Source organism: Paraburkholderia adhaesiva, assembly GCF_021390575.1.
Taxonomy (GTDB): Bacteria; Pseudomonadota; Gammaproteobacteria; order Burkholderiales; family Burkholderiaceae; genus Paraburkholderia; species Paraburkholderia adhaesiva.
In genome coordinates this window covers 1,723,266-1,739,792 of record NZ_JAJEJQ010000002.1, presented here as the reverse complement: position 1 = coordinate 1,739,792, position 16,527 = coordinate 1,723,266, and the positions used below count along the sequence as shown (strand labels likewise).

Genomic DNA, 16,527 nt, shown 5'->3' with positions numbered 1-16,527 from the left:
CGAGAACGGTCGCGATGGACGCGACGTGAAAGGTCGACGGCGGGGGACGGAGGCGGGGAACGCAGGGCGGTCAGTTTCCAACCATGCTAGCGGCGATGTTCACGCACAGGCCGAGCACCGCGACGTTGAAATAGAACGAGAGGACGGATTGTGCGAGGACGCTGCGTCGCGCGCTGCGTCCTCGCATGCCGATGTCGGCCGTCTGCGACGCAACGGCGATCGTGAACGAGAAGTACAGGAAGTCCCAGTAGTTGGGCGTGAGATCGCGATCCGGGAAGACGAGCGCGGGCGCGTCCGGTTCGGACTCGTAGTAGACGCGTGCGTAGTGCAACGTAAAGATGGTCGGGATCAGGAACCACGCGCCGACCAGCGTGAGGCCCGTAATGACCGAATGCAGCACCTTGGATGCGATGCCGAGGTCCTTCGTCGTGCCGAGTTCGAGCACGATGGCGACAATGCTCGCAACAGCCGCCACGCAGATCACGAACAGGACCGTGACGGCGTTTTCGTCGTCGCGCTGTGCGTGGCTGCGCACGCCTTCCTCGGTGGTGAAGGCCATGTGAAACCAGATGAGGACGAGATAAACCCAGACCGCGGCATCCCAGCCGAGCAGGATGCGCGCGGTAGGCGTGAGCCTGGCCGGCGACAGCAGGGCGACCAGGAGGCCTGCGGCAAGGCCGAGCGTCATGTGTGGACGGTTGCGAAGCACCTGCGGGTAGAGGTTCATGTCGTCGGGATGTGAGGCGTTGGCGGGTGGCGGCGATTCTACAGCGCGCATCCGGTGATGCGGAGCGATATATCTCGCTGTGTGGCGCGTCCGGTCAGGATAAACCTGCGTTCGATCATGACCTGCGTGCGCGCGCAGCGGACGATTTGTGCTGGTGCCCCCGTTCGGCACCGAACTGACCAACGATCGGATTGCTGCGATCTCGAATACGTGGCGAAACAGTTGGTCAATCCGCGGGCGACGATCATGCCCGACCAGGTCGGCGCGCTGCGTGCAGGGCGCAGTAAGGGTGCTGAAAACAGTCGCGAACGCTCGTGCGCCGAGAGCGGCGCGGCGCGCATACGGGCGTCGCGGGCCGGACTATTATGAAGAAATGACACGCGTTTCTGTCCCTGTCGTGCAGCATCACGAGAGCAACCGTGCCGGCCGCGATTTTGTGATCGGCGACCTGCACGGCTGCGTGGATGCGCTGCGCTATCTGCTTCACGACGCCGGCTTCGACGCGTCGCGCGACCGTCTCTTTTCCGTCGGCGATCTCGTCGACCGCGGCGACCAGAGCGAGGAGGCGCTCGCGCTCATCGACGAGCCGTGGTTTTTTCCGGTGCTCGGCAATCACGAGGACACGTTGTGCGCCGTCGCCGAAGGGACCCTGCCGCGCTACCGCTGGTACGGCATCGGCGGCGCCTGGGCCGAGGCGTTGCCCGACGGCGAACTCGTGCGCGAGGCGGAGCGGTTGCGTCGATTGCCGCTCGTGCGCGTGGTGGGCGAGGGCGCTGAGCGCTTCAACGTGCTGCACGCGGAATTCTTCGGCGACGACGACGACCTCGACGCAGGCCGCTTCAGCGACACCGTGCGCGAGCAGATGCTGTGGGGCCGCGAGCTGGCGCTCGGCTCGGCCAAGCCACCGAAGCGTGCGCTCTCGCTCACGTACTGCGGGCATACGCCCGTGCATGAGGTGAGGCAGGTCGGCTCGCATATGTTCATCGACACCGGTGCATTCATCGCCGAGGGCCGGCTCACGATGGTCGAGGCGCTCACGACGCGGCGCTGGTCCGTGTCCACGGTCGACGCGCGCAAAGCGGGCGCGGCGGGCTTCGCGCTGCCCTGAACGCGCGGTTCGGCGCAGTTCAGCGCGGTTTAGACCTCCGGCTTCAGACGATACGGTTTAACTCGAACACCATGTCGATGGTGTGACCGTTCCAGTTGTATTCCAGATACGCAGCGTGATGGCACGCGCGCACGAGCGACGTGCGCAGCGCCGCGAGACATTCGCCGCCCGCGTCGCGCACCGACGGATACGCGATGCCGGGCGCCCCCGCCTCGCGTGCTGCGCGGCCAAGCGCCTGGCCCGCCGAATAGTCGTCGGGGGACAGCACCGTGGGATCCAGCGTGGGATCGCCGCGCAGATCCACCACGTCGCCTTCAGCCGCGACGGTGTAGAGACGCATCTGCTGACGCAGTGGCGGCTCGCTGGTCGCGGCGAGAAACAGCCCGGAGTGATAGCGCGTCTCCGCGATCGCGGTTTCGCGCGAGCGAGCGCAATAGAACACTCCGTAGGTGCCGTCCGAAAAGCGGCTGCCCAGCGGATTCAGGTGGGTGAACGCCGCCATGATCGGTCCGTAGCCGGGCCCGAAGCGGCGTTCTTCGCGCGGCACGAGATCGAGGTCGCCGGTTTCGGTGCGCAGCCGGTCGTTGGTCAGCGCTTCGAGCGCGTAGAGGGCGTCGAAGTCCTCTGGCGACGCCACGCGGTCGAACAGGTTCACGGCGGGAAAGCGGGTGGGAATCACGCGGTACGCGGGCGTCCACGCGAGCGGCGCGCTGCGCCAGCGGTCTTGCCAGTTCGCCTGCGTCACGCCCATGAGCCCCGCATCGCATCGAGGTACTGACGCACGGCCACGAGATCGCTGATATTGCCCGCCAGCATGCGGTCGAGCGCGCGCCGCCCGCCAAACGGCGGTGCGCTGTTGGGACGCTTGACCCAGGCATCGGCTGCGGCGGGCTGCGGCAGCAGGATCTGCAGCGCCTTGTAGATGCCGAGCAGCAGCGACAGACGCTCGAGCGTGTCGCGGCCAAGGCGCGCGCTTTCCGGCGCGTGCTTCCACTTGAAGAACGTCGAGCGGCCCGGCGAACCGAGCAGCACGATCTGCTCGTCGACGCCCAGGTCCCAGTCGTGCGCGATTTTGAAGAAGGCACGCAAGCCAGCCGCGGACATCTCCGTGAGCGAGGGTTCTGCGCCTGGTCGTCGAGCAGGCGTGGCTGACGAAGCGGCGGACGCGTGCGGCATGATTGAGTCCTAATATGAACTTTTGATAAATATTAGTCCATATATGGATTATTGCAAGATTGGGCTGGGTATAATCGCCGACCTGTAGCTGACAGACTTTGACGGGTGTTCAGGAGGGCGGCGTGCGGGCAGTAGCAGTGTTGGTCGCGGCAATGTGGATGTCGACGGCGATGGCAGCCGGGCAGGTCAAGGAGACCTGGAACCCGCCTGAGGCTCGTCAGGGGGCGGCGCATGCAGGCAAGCATGGCGCGCAGGTTCATGCACGGAGCGGCAGTGCGCATCACGTGACGCATAGTGAACGCAGCCATGGCGCGAAGTCGGCCAGCAAGGCGAAGAGCAAGGCCGCGGGCACCGCCACGATGACTGCGAAAAAGGCGGGCGGGCACAAGTCACCGCGTTCCGGAGAGCGGAGCGCCGCTGCAACGCACGGCGATCCGCATTCGCGCAAGGCTCACGCCTCGGCGCGACACACGCAGCCCGACGCAACCGCACGGCACGCCGAGCCTCACGCGAGCACAACGCGGGCGAGCGTACAACACGCGCCTCAAGTCCACGCCAGCACGGCGCGTTCAACCCGACAACAACCGGCCGCGAGCTCGGTGCATTCCGTGCCCGCACACGCCCCGGCTGCGAACGCGTCAAAGCCTACCGAGGCGCTCCCTGCACCGCATGACAAGGTTGTCGCCCAGACGCCTTCCGCACCGGCTGTCCAGCCGCATAGTCCCGCGATTGCGCAACCGCAGGCACTGCCCCCGATTCTGCACTGACGATACGAGCGCCGGCGTGCGCTCACCCTGCCTCCAGACTGGCTGCAAACAATTGCAGCGTGGCCGCAGAGCGCGGCTCACGGACCCGCGAGTACATCAGCACGCGCGAAGCGGGCAGCGTGGGCAATCCGAACCGCGCTCCCACGTCGACGAGCCCACGGGGCGCCACGCGCCGCGCGAGCGGCGAAATCGCCAGCCCCGCCTCCAGCGCTGCGCCGACCGCGGCGACCCCACCGCCCACGAACACCTCGCTCCAGCCGATTTGCGCCGCGTCGAGCGCGCGGATGGCGGTCGCGCGCACGGCACACGGCCCCGCCAGCAGCGCGAGCGGCAGCGGCGTGCCGTCCGGTTGCCACTGGAATCCTGGTGCCGCAAGCCAGACAAGCGGCTCGGCGAAGAGCGGCTGGGCATCGGCGCGCGGCATCTCGCTTTCCTCCTGGCGCACGATCACCGCGTCGAACCGGCGCTCGTCGTATTGCGCGACCAGCGCCGCCGAGAGGCCAAGATGCAGTTCGATCACGAGCCCAGGATCATGAGCGCGCAGGCTCGCAAGCTGTCGTGCGAGCTGCGCGTCGGCGACGTGCTCGCTCAGGCCCAGCGAGAGCCGCCGCTCGTCATCGGCCAGCATGCCGAGCGCTCGCTCGTGCGCGCCCAGCAGATCGCGCGCCGCGCCGAGGAACGCGAGTCCATCCGCCGAAAGCCGCACGACGCGAGGCGTTCGTTCGAGCAACCGCCTTCCGAGGTGGCCTTCGAGGCGCTTGAGCTTGAGACTGACGGCCGATTGCGTGGTGTCGAGCGCGTCGGCGGCGCGCGTGAAGCTGCGCAGCTCGGCGACCAGCACAAAGGCTCGCACCGCATCGAGGTCGAGTGTTTTCATTTCAAACGTAAATGGATGAAATAGGCAATCATGGCTGTTTATTATGATAGTGCTTGCCTAGACTCCTGTCATGTTCAGTTACCCGAAGGAGAACGACATGCCATTTACCCGGATTGCGGTTCGCGCCGGCAAGTCAGCCGAATATCGCCAGGCGCTCGCACAAGGCGTGCACGGCGCACTGATGGAAGTGTTCAAGGCGCCCGAAGACGACATCTTCATGCTCGTGAACGAGCACGACGCCGATAACTTTTTCTTCGGCCGGCATTACCTCGGCATTGAGCGGAGCGACGACCTCGTGATGATCCAGATCGCGGTGAGCAACACACGCGGACAGGATCAGAAAAAAGCGCTCTTTGCGCAGATCGCGCGCAATCTCGCGGAAAGTCCGGGCGTGCGGCCCGAAGACGTGTTCGTCAATCTCGTGGACGTGGCGCGGGAGAATTGGTCGTTCGGCAATGGCATCGCGCAATATGCCACTTGAGAGTGAGTGGGGCGCTGCATCGTCGATGCTTCGCCTTTGCGCCTAACTCAGTCGATCGAAATGGTTGACTGTAGCCGGGCGGCGCTGTCGCGCCGCCCATGTGTCTCACCGCGCGACGGGCGACGAGTTTGCGGTCGCGTTGTCCGCATGCGACGAATGAGCCCATACCCCGCGAATTCGCCACAGCCCTCGACGCCACGCGGAAGCGGCCGGCGGCCGAACTTCGATGACGGCTTGCGCCTCGCCGGTGATTTCGAGCCACCCACTCGCCTCAATGACAAGTACGTTGCCAGCCGACATCGGGTGCTCGGGGCGCCATGCTGTCTGCGCGAGCCATTGGAACGGCAATCGCACGTTGATCCGGCCTGACTCGACATGCACGACGGTGCCTCGCGCCATGCGTTGACGCAGCGCCTGTCCGGCTGGCAGAGTCAGTCGTTGCGATGCCGGAGCTGTGACGGGGGATGACATGGTCGTCTCCTCGGGAGCGGTGGTAGGAGCCTTCAGGCTACCGCCAGCGCAAGCCGTCGGACCGGCACAGGAAATCGGGACCCGGATCGGAACAGAGCAAAATAATCAGATCTGTTCCGGTCCAATACGTCGATTACTGCATCTGTACGGGCGTCCCTGAATACGTGATCATGGCGCATGGATTCCGTCCCGCTCTACCAGCAAGTCGCCGATCATTACCGCCAGGCCATTCGCGCCCGCGCACTGGCGCCGGGTGACCGGATGCCGTCTGTACGGGTCTTGATGCGCCAGCACGCGGTGAGCCTGTCCACCGCGCTACAGGCTTGCCGGCAGCTCGAATCCGATGGTCTGCTGGAGGCGCGTCCGCGCTCCGGCTACTTCGTTTGCGTACCCGCTTCCTTGCGTTTGGCGCCGCTCGACGAACCGGTGTCCGCAGTGCCCGACTCCGCCCAGTACGTCGGCATCCACCAGCGTATTGCCTCGGTTCTCGCGCGCAGCCATGGCGCCGCCATACGTTTCAGTCTTGGCGGCGCCCGCGGTGCACCGTCGCTCTATCCGCTGACTGCGCTTAATCAGGCTACCAGCCGGGTGCTGCGCGGCGATCCGGACGTCCTTGGTCGGGCCGTCACACCCTCGGGAGACCCGATACTGCGTGCGGCGCTGGCCAGGCTCGCGCTGCAACACCGCATGACGCTGTCGCCCGACGAGATACTGATAACGCACGGTTGCACCGAAGCATTGCAACTGGCGTTACGCGCCGTGGCCGCGCCCGGTGATGTCGTTGCCGTGGAATCGCCCTGTTACTACGGATTGCTACAGATCCTGGAAAGCCTGAATATTCGCGCGCTCGAGATCCCTTGCAGCCCGACCACGGGTATGTCGCTTGAGGCGCTTGACCTCGCAATCCGTACCGAGCCGCAACTCCGGGCGGTCGTGGTCGTCCCCACGCTGCAGAATCCGCTGGGCAGCATCATGCCGGATGCAAATCGGCTTCGGCTGATGCAGTTGTGCGAGGAGCACAGTGTGGCGCTGATCGAGGACGATTGTCTGTCCGGCACCGTGGACGACGAAGCGCCGCCCGCCATCAAGTCCCACGACCGAACCGGCAACGTGATCTTCTGTGCATCGCTCCACAAGCTGCTGGCGCCTGGCTTGCGCATCGGCTGGCTTTCGGGCGGCCGGTGGCATGGCCGGATAGCCATGCTGAAGTTCGCGCTGTCACGTCCCAACGAAATGCTGTCGCAGCGGGCAGTGGCCGATTTTCTGGCGACGGGCGGCTATGACCGGCATATGCGTCGGCTGCGCACCGCCTTGCGGGCGCAGCGGGAATGGACAGCCCGGTTCATTGCAGCGAACTTTCCGGCCGGCACGCGTCTCACACTGCCGCGCGGTGGGCTATGTCTGTGGGTGTCGCTGCCCGACGGCGTGTCTTCCGAGGCGGTGTTCGAAGAGGCGCTGGAGCAAGGGGTCTATGTGGCGCCGGGATTCATGTTTTCGAATTCGAATCGATTCGATCGTTTCCTGCGCATCAATTGCGGCACGCCGCGTTGCGAGGAGCTCGAAAGCGCCATGGTGACCGTTGCGTCGATAGTGCGGCGACTCGCCCGGGCGTAAGCGCTCTTTCAACCGCTGGTTCAACAACGGCCACTGCGAAGCGCGACGGACGAGTCATGCCGTCCATTGGATTGTGCCGTTGCCGATGCGGTGTCCCAGTCATATTCAACCGCGCGGAATTCGACTTTCCAGTCCAGTCCGGTTTTGGCCACAAAGGCATATCGCGCGTGCGGTGAACCCATTTCCACGCGATGAGGAAAAGGCTGGTCATCCTCGTAAGCCTGAAGGCCGACACTGCCGGGATTCACAATCAGGCGTCCGTCATCGAGTTTCATCGCGCGCTGCACGTGCGTGTGACCGCAAAGAATCAGCTTCGAATCCGTATCCCCTGCGCGAAGTTTGACTTCGTCGTGTGTCGCCTTCCTGCATCCGGCGTCCGTTACGGTTTCCAGAAAGTAGGTCAGGTCGTCTTTCGGTGTCCCGTGGACGAGGAGAATATCTTCGTCAAGCGACAACGTATCAGGCAATCCGGCGATCCAGGCAAGTTGATCCGGACGCAGGCAATCGAGTGCCCAGCGGTCGGATAGCCGCATACGTTCGCGATTGACCGTTAGCACCTGTCGTTCATGATTGCCCCGGATAGTCGGAAGATCGAGAGGCATTAATCGATCAGCGGTTTCGCGTGGATGCAGCGCACCGGAAAGAATGTCGCCGAGATTGACGATCAGGTCTGCGCCAGCGGAACGAATATCTTCCAGCACGGCGTCTAGCGCAGCGAGGTTACCGTGAATGTCGGATAACACAGCGATTTTCATGGCGATAATGGGTGTAGTCGAAGGCAGTTGTATTGCTGGAAAAAATCGGCGGTTAGCTGGCGACCCGACTAAAACGTTGTTCGATCACTTCAGTGCCCCATTGCGTACCCGCAAATTCATCGGTCAGCGTAAAACCAGACAGCTCGTACAAATGGCGCGCGGCATCCAGTCCTTTGAATGTCCAAAGGTACGTCTCGCGAAACCGCTGCTCGTCCACGAAGCGCATTGCCCGCGTCATGAGTTGCCGACCGATGCCAGTGCCGCGCAGTGAATCGTCCACGATGAACCAGCGCAAACGTGCGATTCCAGCCCCGACATCTCCATCGATGGCGAGAGAAGCGAGCGCGCGGCCGTTCTCGAGATAAAGCCAAAGTGCTTTGCCTTCGGCGGGGAGTGCGTCCGCGAACTCCGCAAGTTCAGTTGCGACCTTCTTCTCAAAGTACGAACCGAACCCCCAGTGCTCTGAACAAAAACGCGCATGCAGGCTCGCAATATCGCCGATGCAGCCGGGTTGATAACCTTCGACGATGGGCGTCGGTTCCAGCGTCGTACCCGTCGCCGTGATGTCGTTGTCTTTCGCCAATGCATCGGCGTATAGCGCGAGGGAGCGGAGCAGGGCTTGCTGGTCGGAGGGAAGCATGCGTCGGAGGGCGTTGGACACCTGATCCGTCGCAAACTGGTCAATCTTCTTCCGGAGTTTCTTTCCTTCCGCCGTCAGGTACAACTCGGACGCTCTCGCATCGTCGCTGGATACGCGACGCTCCACGTATCCGTCCGCTTCGAGACGCGCAACTTGCCGGCTGGTATTCGATTTGTCCAGACGCAGGATGTTGCCCAGGTCCTTCGCGTTAATGCCTGGCGTCATGCCGATTTCAAGGACAGCGTGAACCGCTGAAGGTGCCAGATCACTATTGGCAAGGGTCGCGCGCATGAAGCCTAGTTCGCGAACCAGCTTGCGGGAGAAGTCGCGGAGTTCGAGGATTGTTGTGTCGCGGGGCTTCGCGGGAGCGTCGATGAAATCCATGGCTCGTCCAGAAAAGTTGCGATTCGCAATCAATATTAGTTGCGAGACGCAACCCGGTCAAGGCGGGTTTCACTGGCGCGTGAATCGACGGCATGACGCCGTTCGCGTCGTCGAGGATGTGGGGTCCGGAGCACTCTGGCGAGTACCGTTTTGACAATTCCAGGTATTCTTCAATTCGATACTTGCGTACTGCTTCAATCGCACGCAAGGCGAAACGCACAACGTTGCTTGCTTGTCGACACTTGTCGACGCATACCATTTTCCCCTGCCAGGCTGGCAGAGCCCAAAGGAGGCAGCATGAAAACAAGCGGCGCGGGCGGAATAATCGGAGCAATGTTCTTTGCGGCCATCGCGAGTTGTGCAACGTATGCGAACGCTCAAACTAGTGCGAGCACACCGGCCGGGGCGGGCGTGCAAAGGGTGGCGGCTTCGACGTCGCCGCCTGGCACGAGGCCAGACACGTCGATCATTCGCGACGTTCGCCGTGCCATCAGGCGCGTACCGGATCTGGATGATTCGGAGATTCACATCAGGGCGCGCCTCGGCGTCGTTACGCTAACCGGATGGGTGCCGGAGAGCTGGCAGATCTCGCGCGCTGGCATCGCAGCGCGAAACGTGCTCGGAGTCAGGGCCGTGTCGAACAGATTGAAAGCGCACGATGAGGATGCAGGGAGTTGAGCAACGTCCTGTTGCATCGAACCATTGAACCGGCGGAGAGACGGAATCGATCGAGTACCCGTATTGCGGTGATCGCGAATAGTGGTGCGTGGGCATGATTCATATCAGGCCTTAACAGACGCTTAAGAATAGCGATAAACGAAAAAAATATACTTCTCAAGCGTTATAAATCGAGGCCGATAGATAGAACGCAGTACCCACATCTTCTATCGGGAGAATCAGATGTCCATTCAGGCGATTACACAAAATAACGCCCAGGCGACCGGTCAATCTGTCGCATCGAGTAAGGGTTCAGCGTCGACGGCCGCAACGTCCAGCACCAGCAGTTCTTCGAAGTCGGGATCGAGCACCAGCGCACCCACGTCGTCGTCGACGGTCACCATCAGCAGCGAGGCGCGTGCATTGCTGGCGGAAGCCACGGAGACCTCGGTTCAAACCGCACAGGAAGCCGCCAAGGGGGATCGGCAGGCGCAGCGTCTGCTTGCAAAGGAGACGGCTAACAAGGTGCAATAAAGGTGCAATAAGCGCGCAAGACTGAACGGCACGTGGTGTCTGCAATCGTCGATAGCTGACTAGATTCCATACCAGTGCCGTTGTGGTTGTGGTGCCCGCCGTTACGGCGGGCACCCATCAACGCTTGAATATCACTTGTGTTGTATCGAGTGCGATAGGCGCGGACGAATGCTGGTGGATGATCTTCCACGCGTCGTCCTTTTGCCTGAGCGTGACGGTCAGCCGGTTGTCCATAGAACGCAAAACCGCGCCGTCGCCAGTAACAGCTTTATATGTCGCGAATGTGTGAACAACGGCGAGGTCCTGAGAGACGATCGTCTGCGCTTCGCTGAAATCCACGACAACGCTTTCGGCGCCCAGCGAACCGAACCAGCCCGCCACCATGCTGCGCCACGCCGCGATGCCGTTGTATGACCAGACACCCCACATGTCGAAGACCGATACGTCACGGTCGTACAGGGCGACAAAACCATCGACGTCTTTTGCGAAAACCGCAGCTTTGTAGTCGTGCAGGACCTGCAGTATTGGATCGGCGAGTTTGTCCACAGTGTTTGCTCCTGGATCAGATTGCGATGGCGGTTAGGACCCGGTTGGCACAGCAAACGTTCGTCAAACGCAAATCAGACTACTGCAAAACACGGCTTAACGCTCGCTTTGTCGAGGCGTTGCATGAACAGTCCCGTGTCGAACTGTAATTTCAGAGCGACAGCTTATGCATGACTCATACTGAGGGGGCATCCTGCAGACGTTTGCAGGCACAACTAGCTGAATTGCCGTTCAGGTCCCGGATGTCACTGCAGGCAGGGCATGCTTCCCACGCAACAAGAGTGGTCGCCATTGTCAGGAGCGGCAGTACGCACAGGTAAGCGTCGTGGGACCATGGCGCGCAGATCGTCCGCCGCTGCAATCATGACGCATGACGGAAACGCTGCGGTCATGGCGCTCGACGCACGCAGCGTCAGGAAATCGCGTCGTTTCACGGCAAAACGTTGAAGAGCGCGGACAATCGCATTACGCGATCCGGCTGCGCGGTCGCAGCAAGAATTACGACGCGCCGTGTCCGCATCCGCTCCGGCACACGGCGCGAGTGCGCGCTACAGCGCGCGACTCACGAGCAACGGATCGACGGATCCAATCGCTTTGCTATCGCGGCTCGTGTAGGGCAGCTTGTGCAGCACGTAGCGCATTGCGTTCAGGCGTGCGCGCTTCTTGCAGTCCGAGCGGATCACGGTCCAGGGCGCGTCCGCGGTGTCGGTCTGCGAGAACATGGCTTCCTTGGCGACCGTGTATTCGTCCCACTTGTCGAGCGACGCCAGATCGACGGGGCTCAACTTCCACTGCTTCAGCGGGTGAACTTTGCGCTCCTTGAAGCGGCGTCGCTGCTCGGCGCGGCTCACCGAGAACCAGAACTTGATCAGATGAATGCCGCTGCGGATCAACTGGCGCTCGAATTCCGGTGCATGCTGCATGAACTCGGTGTATTCGGTGGGCGTGCAGAAGCCCATCACGCGCTCGACACCCGCGCGGTTGTACCAGGAGCGGTCGAACAGCACGATCTCGCCCGCCGAAGGCAGGTGCTGCACGTAGCGCTGGAAGTACCACTGGCCGCGTTCGACCTCGGTGGGTTTCTCCAGTGCGACGACGCGCGCGCCGCGCGGGTTCAGGTGTTCCATGAACCGCTTGATGGTGCCGCCCTTACCGGCCGCGTCGCGGCCCTCGAACAGGATGACGACGCGCGCACCCGTTTCTCGCACCCACGCTTGCAGTTTGAGCAGTTCGACCTGCAGTCGGTATTTCTGGCGTTCGTACGCGCGTCGCGACATCAGGTTGCGGTACGGATAGTTGCCTTCGCGCCAGCCTGCCGCAAGTTCGTCGTCGGGATGGCGCGAGCGCGCATTGACCAGGTCGGCGGGATTTCCCTCGAGAATCAGGCTGCGCAACTGGGTGGCTTCGTCCGGCGACATGCCTTTCATCAGCGCCGTGATCGACTCGATCACCGAAGCGGGCGGCGTGTGCGCTGCGTTTTCCGCTGCGACGACATCCCCCATCGAGCCTGCATTGACCTGCGTGGCCGCTTCCACGGCATCGTCGACCGCGTCCTTTTCTACTTCCTCTGCCGTGACGGACACGAGCCGTCCACCTCGGCTGGTGTTGCGCTGCGTGCGGGCGATGGTGGGCTCGTTGGAGTCTTTCGAGGCAGAGGATGTTTCCGTGGCAAGTTTTGGCATAGGTATTTTTTTTGAGATTACGGAAAGGCAAAGAAGCCTGGAGGCGGCATCGTCCCTTCGTTGTTGCAGGCGTCGATGGTTGGCACAGGAGCGGCAAATCCGCCCTTTAATGCCGGCCACCGCGCCAGCCACCGTACCCGCTACCGCGCCAGCGGCCCTGCTGGCGCGGCACAGGATCGAGCAAGCGCGTGTTCACGCGCTTGCGGCGACCGTGTAGTAAGTACACCGTGCTCCGGCACACGGTGAAATTCAGGCATTCGAAGCTTTGCGGAGGATCTGGTAGAGCGAGTCCTTGAGCTGAAGTTTTTCCTTCTTCAGGTTCTCGATCATCACGCCGTTGGCCGGGACGATACCGGCCTCCATGTTCTTGATCTGCTGATCGAGCTCGTTGTGGCGATCAAAGATATGTGCGAAATGCTCGTCCTCGATTTTGAGGCGAGAAATCAGGTCTCTGTATTCGGGAAACACTCGACACTCCTTGCAAACGTCAGATTTGTACGAACAAAGTTGTAAGCATTTTTTCACTGCCGCCTAATTGCTGACTTGATAATAGTCAAGATGTCAGAGCAGGGAAGAGTGAGTGCGCGCAATCGGCGTGTGTGGCACCCAGACCTGGCAGACAGCCGTATAGTATTGGGGACAATAGGTCGGCTTCACGTCGGCTTCACGCCGTTTCGATTTTTCCCGGTCCTTGTTTCGCGCGTCCGTTCGTTTATGGAGCGTTCATGGTTCGTGTTCTCGAAATCGCGCTGGAAATCGTCCTTCCCGTGTCGCGTGACGGGACCGCCGATATCCGGCCTCCCCGTGACAGAACCGCCACGGCCCTCGCGAAGACACTGGCTGATGCGCTGCCGCAACTCATTGCGGCGTCGTGTGAAAACGAGCGCGTGACGACCATCACGTTCGATCAGGATGCCAGATTGACCCGCGCGGGCTGGCGGGTCGCCGTCGAGACCCGGCGCGACCGCCAGCAGGTCGTCGTGTCGAATCGCCAGCGTTGTACGCCGGGTATCACGGCGCTCACGTCCATCTTCGAAGCGCCGCTTGACGCAAGCGGGTTCGCCACTTCCCTGTTCGACGCGGCACCCGAGCCATTTCGGGAAGTGCTGGCTGTAGCAGGCGTGCCTGTGCCTGTCGCCGAGCTGCACGGCGAGCACAGTTGCTGGCGGTGGACGCGGGATGGCATCGACGTTGAGCTCATGCTGGACGCCGGTCTTCACGATCCGAACCACGCGGGCGACGAGATTCCGTCGCTGAATGAGCTTCGCGTGCGCGCGCCGTGGCCCGAGGGGACTGACGACGCACCGGTCGTGGACGCATTGTTCGCCTGTGCGCACGATCTCGTCGATGCGCTTTCTCCCAGCTTGCGTGCCTTCGTCCGGATGGCTGATGCACTTGAGCGCACGGCCGATCGCCGCGAACGCGGCCTCGCCGGTGACGACGAAGCCGTGCGTGCCGAACCCGTCGATCTGGTCGGCGTGAGTACCGCCGACGCCGCGCTAGTGGTGATCGGCCGCAACATCAGCACGCAGTGGTTCGGCAACGACGCGTCCGTGCGCGACTCGGCCAGGACCGAGTTCATCCATCAGATGCGCGTCGCGCAGCGGCGGCTGAGCACCGCGATGCGGATCTTCTCGCACTGGCAGGATGAGACGTGGGCTGAACGTATCAAACCGGATCTGAAGTGGCTGGGCGGCCTGCTGGGCGACGCACGCGATCTCGACGTGTTCGTCGAGTCGACCTTGCCCGCGCTGGCCGCCGCCGACACCGACGCCGCGCGCTGGGACGCCGTGCGCGAAGAGGCGGAAACAGCGCGGCGCGCGGCGCGTGAGCGGGTGCGCGAGGCACTGGCTTCACCGCGCTATGCGCACGTCGCGCTGGCGTGGCTGCAATGGCTGGCGGCGCTTGCGCGACGCACGCGCGCAGGCGGCGAAAACGCCCGCCCGCTGCATGCGCATGCGGCCCGGCGCGTGCGCCGGTATTACTCGCGCCTTGCCGGGACGCAGAAGCTCACGGCAATCGACGAATCGAGCCGCCATCGCGCGCGCATCAATGCCAAGTATCTGCGTTACACGCTGGAGTTCTTCGAGTCGACCACCTCGCGTCGCACGCGCACGGAGACCGTGCGCACGCTCACCCGGCTGCAGACGGTTCTGGGCGACGGCAACGACGCGGCCGTCGCGCTGCGCTTTCTTCAGATGATCGAGGTCGAGCCGTATCAGATCGGCTTCGCGCGCGGGTGGTGCGAAGCCGTCAAGCGCTACACGGCGCGCGAGGGCGAGCGACTGCTGCGCGAATTGCACAAGCCGAAAGTCTCCGGCGGCTGAGTCGTCGTTGCCCGTCCTCTCTATAATCGAACGCCCGACCTCCATCAGCCCTGCACCACGCCACTCCGCGATGAATCCTTCCTCACAGTCCTCTTCAGACACCGGGGCCGCTGAGCACGACCTCGGCGTCGGCGGCTCGGTCTGGCTTCAGTCCGGCCAGCAAATGCTCGGTGGTGCTGCGCGTATCGCGCTTCTCGCCGCGATCGGCGAAACGGGCTCGATCACGGGCGCGGCGAAGGCGGTCGGCATGAGCTACAAAGGCGCCTGGGATGCCATCGACGCAATGAACAATCTCGCGGGCGTTCCACTCGTCGAGCGCGCGACTGGCGGCAAGGGCGGCGGCGGAACGACCCTGACGCCGCGGGCGCTGCGCCTCATCGAGACCTGGCGGGCGATCGAACGCGAGCATCAGCGTTTCCTCGAACGGGCGGCGGCGGCCAGCGGGCTCGGCGGAGCCGATTCCGCGCAGGCGTTCGACAGCGACTGGGCGCTGCTCAGCCGCTTCAGCCTGCGCACGAGCGCACGCAACCAGCTCTACGGCACCGTGGCGGCAATCGTGCACGGCGAGGTGAACGACGAGGTGTCGATGACACTGCCGGGCGGCCAGACGGTGGTGGCGGTCGTGACGCGCGAGAGTACGGAGGCGCTCGGGCTGGCTGTTGGCGCGGCAGCGGTTGCGCTCGTCAAGGCTTCGTCGGTAGTGCTGGTTGCAGGGGAGGAGGCCGCCACGCGGCTTTCGGCGCGCAACCGTCTTGTGGGTGCGGTCGGTCACGTGCGGCGCGGGGCGGTGAACGCCGAGGTGACGCTCGATCTTCCGGGGGGCACGGTGATCGCAGCCGTGGTGACTGACGCGAGTGTCGACGCGCTTGACCTGGCCGCCGGCGTACCCGCGACGGCTGTATTCAAGGCTTCGAGTGTGATTCTGGGTGTGGGCGGCTGAGTCCGCTTTCAGGCGTGACCAGGCACGGGAAGCGCAACCGTGCGGCGCGTCTGCGAGATGGGCGAAGCCGGTGAATGCGGCGCGCGGTTGGCCTTCCAGCGGGCGCGCACATAGGGCCGCTCGTGACCAGAGACGGTTAGTGCGATATCCGTGACCCAGCGGTGCGTCGGCACACGCACATCGTGCAATGCGATCGTGAGCGCGGCGAGACTCAGGGCGACCACCGACGCTGTCAGACGACCCGACTGCGCATTCCACCAGTAAACAATGAACGCCAGCGCCGTCGACGCGCCGACCAGGCAACCGGTGACGGACTCGGACGGCGAATGCGCTTCCAGCACGACGCGCGAGCAGCCCACCGCAACCCCCACAGCCAACCCGACGAGGACGCCTGCGATCCGCATCGGCGTGCGCGCGCCTTGCAGCATCAGGAAAAACGCAACCGGATAGACGGCCGTGGACAGCACGGCGTGGCCGCTGAAGCCCGTGAAGTCGAGATCGCGCACGCCCACGCCCCAGCCGAGGAACGCGACCTTCGTGGCGGTCACGAGGACGACGGCTCCGCCAAGCAGCAGCAGCCAGCTTGCCGCCATGCGCCAGGAGTAGCCGGTCACAAGCCAGAGGGCGATCGCGAGCGCGAGCGGCAGGGTGAGGCCCGCGCCGCCGAGGTTCGTGATCGCATACCACATGTGAAGGGGTAGGTCTGGCATGAGTCGGCGCCGTGACGACGCAGTGGAAAGGGTTACTTGTTTAACGCACGAGCGAGTGGAGGGACAGACACGCACCTCACATATTTTTGCAGTATAGCCGCGCACGTCGGGCGCGGCGGTTCGCGTCCCGC

At 63.4% G+C, this 16,527-nt stretch carries 19 protein-coding genes; 7 read left to right on the top strand and 12 right to left on the bottom strand.

Annotated elements, in window-relative coordinates:
• Positions 1–70: 70 nt before the first annotated feature.
• On the bottom strand, positions 71–727 hold the full coding sequence (locus L0U80_RS23435; protein WP_233871557.1) for a DUF1345 domain-containing protein: 657 nt from the start codon (positions 725–727) through the stop codon (positions 71–73).
• Positions 728–1,100: 373 nt separating this feature from the next.
• Between L0U80_RS23435 and L0U80_RS23430 the strand changes: the two genes are divergently transcribed.
• A complete protein-coding gene (locus L0U80_RS23430; RefSeq protein WP_233870840.1) occupies positions 1,101–1,835 on the top strand; it encodes a metallophosphoesterase in 735 nt (244 codons plus the stop codon).
• A gap of 43 nt (positions 1,836–1,878) precedes the next feature.
• Here L0U80_RS23430 and L0U80_RS23425 read toward each other — a convergent pair whose 3' ends face one another.
• Together L0U80_RS23425 and L0U80_RS23420 are read right to left on the bottom strand one after the other, a co-directional pair.
• Positions 1,879–2,580, bottom strand: coding sequence for an RES family NAD+ phosphorylase (locus tag L0U80_RS23425; RefSeq protein WP_233871554.1), 702 nt, complete (start codon positions 2,578–2,580; stop codon positions 1,879–1,881).
• Positions 2,577–3,011 carry an MbcA/ParS/Xre antitoxin family protein gene (locus tag L0U80_RS23420; RefSeq protein ID WP_233870837.1) on the bottom strand — a complete coding sequence of 145 codons (435 nt, stop codon included), beginning with the start codon at positions 3,009–3,011 and terminating at the stop codon, positions 2,577–2,579. Before L0U80_RS23420 ends, L0U80_RS23425 begins: the two co-directional genes overlap by 4 nt.
• Before the next feature lie 122 nt (positions 3,012–3,133).
• On the opposite strand from L0U80_RS23420, the gene L0U80_RS23415 reads away from it, so the two are divergent.
• Positions 3,134–3,778: a hypothetical protein gene (locus L0U80_RS23415; RefSeq protein WP_233870834.1), complete on the top strand. Its 645-nt coding sequence runs from the start codon at positions 3,134–3,136 to the stop codon at positions 3,776–3,778.
• Between the two features lie 22 nt (positions 3,779–3,800).
• Here the strand turns inward: L0U80_RS23415 and L0U80_RS23410 are convergent, their stop codons facing one another.
• Positions 3,801–4,655 carry a LysR family transcriptional regulator gene (locus tag L0U80_RS23410; RefSeq protein WP_233870831.1) on the bottom strand — a complete coding sequence of 285 codons (855 nt, stop codon included), beginning with the start codon at positions 4,653–4,655 and terminating at the stop codon, positions 3,801–3,803.
• Between the two features lie 97 nt (positions 4,656–4,752).
• Here L0U80_RS23410 and L0U80_RS23405 point away from each other — a divergent pair, with 97 nt between their 5' ends.
• A complete protein-coding gene (locus L0U80_RS23405) occupies positions 4,753–5,136 on the top strand; it encodes a tautomerase family protein (RefSeq protein ID WP_233870828.1) in 384 nt (127 codons plus the stop codon).
• Between the two features lie 105 nt (positions 5,137–5,241).
• Here the strand turns inward: L0U80_RS23405 and L0U80_RS23400 are convergent, their stop codons facing one another.
• Positions 5,242–5,607, bottom strand: coding sequence for a hypothetical protein (locus L0U80_RS23400; RefSeq protein ID WP_233870825.1), 366 nt, complete (start codon positions 5,605–5,607; stop codon positions 5,242–5,244).
• A gap of 177 nt (positions 5,608–5,784) precedes the next feature.
• On the opposite strand from L0U80_RS23400, the gene L0U80_RS23395 reads away from it, so the two are divergent.
• Positions 5,785–7,221, top strand: coding sequence for an aminotransferase-like domain-containing protein (locus L0U80_RS23395; RefSeq protein WP_233870823.1), 1,437 nt, complete (start codon positions 5,785–5,787; stop codon positions 7,219–7,221).
• 20 nt (positions 7,222–7,241) lie between these two features.
• On the opposite strand, the gene L0U80_RS23390 is transcribed toward L0U80_RS23395, so the two are convergent.
• On the bottom strand, positions 7,242–7,976 hold the full coding sequence (locus L0U80_RS23390) for a metallophosphoesterase family protein (RefSeq protein ID WP_233870820.1): 735 nt from the start codon (positions 7,974–7,976) through the stop codon (positions 7,242–7,244).
• Between the two features lie 52 nt (positions 7,977–8,028).
• The gene (locus tag L0U80_RS23385) at positions 8,029–9,000 is read right to left on the bottom strand and encodes a bifunctional helix-turn-helix transcriptional regulator/GNAT family N-acetyltransferase (RefSeq protein WP_233870817.1); all 972 of its coding nucleotides are present in this window, start codon (positions 8,998–9,000) and stop codon (positions 8,029–8,031) included.
• 297 nt (positions 9,001–9,297) lie between these two features.
• Here L0U80_RS23385 and L0U80_RS23375 point away from each other — a divergent pair, with 297 nt between their 5' ends.
• Positions 9,298–9,678: a BON domain-containing protein gene (locus tag L0U80_RS23375; RefSeq protein ID WP_233870814.1), complete on the top strand. Its 381-nt coding sequence runs from the start codon at positions 9,298–9,300 to the stop codon at positions 9,676–9,678.
• A gap of 266 nt (positions 9,679–9,944) precedes the next feature.
• Here the strand turns inward: L0U80_RS23375 and L0U80_RS23370 are convergent, their stop codons facing one another.
• From L0U80_RS23370 to L0U80_RS23355, 4 genes are all read right to left on the bottom strand, one after another.
• Positions 9,945–10,097 carry a hypothetical protein gene (locus L0U80_RS23370; RefSeq protein WP_233870812.1) on the bottom strand — a complete coding sequence of 51 codons (153 nt, stop codon included), beginning with the start codon at positions 10,095–10,097 and terminating at the stop codon, positions 9,945–9,947.
• A gap of 211 nt (positions 10,098–10,308) precedes the next feature.
• Positions 10,309–10,737 carry a YybH family protein gene (locus tag L0U80_RS23365; RefSeq protein WP_233870809.1) on the bottom strand — a complete coding sequence of 143 codons (429 nt, stop codon included), beginning with the start codon at positions 10,735–10,737 and terminating at the stop codon, positions 10,309–10,311.
• A gap of 548 nt (positions 10,738–11,285) precedes the next feature.
• Positions 11,286–12,419, bottom strand: coding sequence for a polyphosphate kinase 2 (gene ppk2 / locus L0U80_RS23360; RefSeq protein WP_233870806.1), 1,134 nt, complete (start codon positions 12,417–12,419; stop codon positions 11,286–11,288).
• A 249-nt stretch (positions 12,420–12,668) separates the two neighbouring features.
• Entirely contained in the window at positions 12,669–12,887 is a 219-nt protein-coding gene (locus tag L0U80_RS23355) for an HP1242/YdcH family protein (RefSeq protein ID WP_233870803.1), read from the bottom strand.
• A gap of 257 nt (positions 12,888–13,144) precedes the next feature.
• Here L0U80_RS23355 and L0U80_RS23350 point away from each other — a divergent pair, with 257 nt between their 5' ends.
• Positions 13,145–14,746, top strand: a complete 1,602-nt coding sequence (locus tag L0U80_RS23350; RefSeq protein WP_233870800.1) for a CHAD domain-containing protein — start codon at positions 13,145–13,147, stop codon at positions 14,744–14,746.
• 70 nt (positions 14,747–14,816) lie between these two features.
• Positions 14,817–15,686 carry a TOBE domain-containing protein gene (locus L0U80_RS23345; protein ID WP_233870797.1) on the top strand — a complete coding sequence of 290 codons (870 nt, stop codon included), beginning with the start codon at positions 14,817–14,819 and terminating at the stop codon, positions 15,684–15,686.
• Positions 15,687–15,694: 8 nt separating this feature from the next.
• Here L0U80_RS23345 and L0U80_RS23340 read toward each other — a convergent pair whose 3' ends face one another.
• Positions 15,695–16,396 (bottom strand): phosphatase PAP2 family protein, encoded by a 702-nt coding sequence (locus tag L0U80_RS23340; RefSeq protein ID WP_233870794.1) that lies wholly within the window; start codon positions 16,394–16,396, stop codon positions 15,695–15,697.
• Between the last annotated feature and the right edge of the window lie 131 nt (positions 16,397–16,527).

Coding starts and splice junctions, on each gene's coding strand:
- L0U80_RS23435 (WP_233871557.1), bottom strand. CDS start 727: ATGAACCTCTACCCGCAGGTGCTTCGCAACCGTCCACACATGACGCTC.
- L0U80_RS23430 (WP_233870840.1), top strand. CDS start 1,101: ATGACACGCGTTTCTGTCCCTGTCGTGCAGCATCACGAGAGCAACCGT.
- L0U80_RS23420 (WP_233870837.1), bottom strand. CDS start 3,011: ATGCCGCACGCGTCCGCCGCTTCGTCAGCCACGCCTGCTCGACGACCA.
- L0U80_RS23410 (WP_233870831.1), bottom strand. CDS start 4,655: ATGAAAACACTCGACCTCGATGCGGTGCGAGCCTTTGTGCTGGTCGCC.
- L0U80_RS23405 (WP_233870828.1), top strand. CDS start 4,753: ATGCCATTTACCCGGATTGCGGTTCGCGCCGGCAAGTCAGCCGAATAT.
- L0U80_RS23400 (WP_233870825.1), bottom strand. CDS start 5,607: ATGTCATCCCCCGTCACAGCTCCGGCATCGCAACGACTGACTCTGCCA.
- L0U80_RS23395 (WP_233870823.1), top strand. CDS start 5,785: ATGGATTCCGTCCCGCTCTACCAGCAAGTCGCCGATCATTACCGCCAG.
- L0U80_RS23390 (WP_233870820.1), bottom strand. CDS start 7,976: ATGAAAATCGCTGTGTTATCCGACATTCACGGTAACCTCGCTGCGCTA.
- L0U80_RS23385 (WP_233870817.1), bottom strand. CDS start 9,000: ATGGATTTCATCGACGCTCCCGCGAAGCCCCGCGACACAACAATCCTC.
- L0U80_RS23375 (WP_233870814.1), top strand. CDS start 9,298: ATGAAAACAAGCGGCGCGGGCGGAATAATCGGAGCAATGTTCTTTGCG.
- ppk2 (WP_233870806.1), bottom strand. CDS start 12,419: ATGCCAAAACTTGCCACGGAAACATCCTCTGCCTCGAAAGACTCCAAC.
- L0U80_RS23350 (WP_233870800.1), top strand. CDS start 13,145: ATGGTTCGTGTTCTCGAAATCGCGCTGGAAATCGTCCTTCCCGTGTCG.
- L0U80_RS23345 (WP_233870797.1), top strand. CDS start 14,817: ATGAATCCTTCCTCACAGTCCTCTTCAGACACCGGGGCCGCTGAGCAC.
- L0U80_RS23340 (WP_233870794.1), bottom strand. CDS start 16,396: ATGCCAGACCTACCCCTTCACATGTGGTATGCGATCACGAACCTCGGC.